Here is a 1,742-nt window from a genome sequence, read left to right as displayed (position 1 = left end):
GACCGCGCCGCTGGTGACCTCGATGCGCCGCGCCGTCGAGCACCGCGCCCTGATGACGATCGCCATCGGGGAGGTGGACCTCGCGAACACCTCGACGATCGCCGTCGCCACCCTCGACCGAGGCTGGATTCTGTACTCGCACAAGCCACCCCACGGTCTGCCGCTCGGTCGGTGCGCACAGTCGACCCCCGTGGACCGGGTGTGGAGGTCGCTGCGCAGGCTCAACGACCAGCAGATCGCCCACGGCGACCTGCGCGCCAACGAGATCACCTTCGATGAGGGCACGGTGCGCTTCGGTGGCTTCCACAACGCCGAATACGGTGCCAGCGAGGCCCAACTGCAATCCGACATCGCGCAGCTGCTGGTGACCACCTCCGCCCTGTATGACCCCAAATCGGCGGTGGCCGCGGCCATCGACGCGTTCGACAGGGACACCATCCTGAGCGCGTCGCGTCGGTTGACGAAAGTGGCTGTGCCGCGGCTCATTCGGAGGTCCGTCCCGAATGCGGGCGCCGTCATCTCGGCGGCCCGCGCGGAGGTGAAGCGCCAGACCGGGGCCGACCAGATCAAGACCGAGACCATCACCCGGTTCACCCGCAGCCAGCTCATCCAGCTGGTGCTGTTCGGCGCGCTGGTGTACGTCGCCTATCCCTTCATCAGCACCGCGCCCACGTTCTTCTCCCAGCTGAGGTCCGCCAACTGGTGGTACGCGCTGCTCGGCTTGGCGGTGTCGGCGCTGACGTACCTCGGCGCGGCCGCGGCCCTATGGGCCTGCACCGACGGGACGGTCAACTATTGGCGGCTGTCATTCGTCCAGGTGGCCAACACCTTTGCCGCGACCACCACGCCAGCCGGCGTCGGCGGGCTCGCGCTGTCCACCCGGTATCTGCAAAAGAGCGGCCTGTCGGCGATGCGAGCCACCGCGGCGGTCGCGCTGCAGCAGGCCGTGCAGGTGATCGTGCACCTCTTGCTCTTGATCTTCTTCAGCGTGGTCGCGGGCGCGTCGATGCACCTGTCGCACTTCGTGCCGAGCGCCACGATGCTGTACCTGATCGGGGGCGTGGCACTCGGCATCGTCGGCACCTTGCTGTTCGTGCCGAAGTCGCGGCGCTGGCTGGCCACCGAGGTGCGCCCGAAGCTGAACGAGGTGACCGGCGATCTGGTGAAGCTGGCCCGCGAGCCGCGGCGACTGGCGCTGATCCTGCTCGGTTGCGCGGGAACGACTCTCGGCGCGGCGCTGGCGCTGTGGGCCAGCGTCGAAGCGTTCGGCGGCGGCACGACGTTCGTCACCGTCACCGTGGTCACAATGGTCGGCGGGACACTGGCCTCCGCCGCGCCGACACCCGGCGGCGTCGGCGCCGTCGAAGCGGCGCTGATCGGTGGCCTGGCCGCCTTCGGCGTTCCGGCGGCCGTCGGGGTGCCGTCCGTGCTGCTGTACCGGGTGCTCACCTGCTGGCTGCCCGTGTTCATCGGCTGGCCCGTGATGCGCTGGCTGACCAAGAACGAGATGATCTAACGGGCGCTGAGCGCGCTCACTCGCTCCCTGCCTGCACGACCACGAGAATCGTTGACGTGCGGGCGCTTTCGCCGACCCTGGAAGTCAGGTTGACCAGGTAGTACTCCTCGGGCACCGACCGTGCGACCGCGATCGGAACGTCGACGGTCGCCGACCCGTCGGCGGAGAATTGGCCAGCCATGGGCGTCACGGTGATCCCGCGGTCCGAGGCGGCGCCGGTGACCGT

At 69.1% G+C, this 1,742-nt stretch carries 2 protein-coding genes; one reads left to right on the top strand and one right to left on the bottom strand.

The window, feature by feature from the left end:
- On the top strand, positions 1 to 1,516 hold a 1,516-nt coding region (locus A9X05_RS04325), incomplete at its 5' end, for a lysylphosphatidylglycerol synthase transmembrane domain-containing protein (RefSeq protein ID WP_156736450.1).
- Positions 1,517 to 1,532: 16 nt separating this feature from the next.
- Here the strand turns inward: A9X05_RS04325 and A9X05_RS04320 are convergent.
- On the bottom strand, positions 1,533 to 1,742 hold a 210-nt coding region (locus A9X05_RS04320), incomplete at its 5' end, for a hypothetical protein (protein WP_156736447.1).

This window comes from Mycobacterium sp. E3298 (assembly GCF_001666895.1).
In the GTDB taxonomy this organism is placed as follows: Bacteria; Actinomycetota; Actinomycetes; order Mycobacteriales; family Mycobacteriaceae; genus Mycobacterium.
The sequence above is the reverse complement of the archived record's forward strand: the minus strand, read 5'-3'. Positions and strand labels throughout refer to the sequence as shown.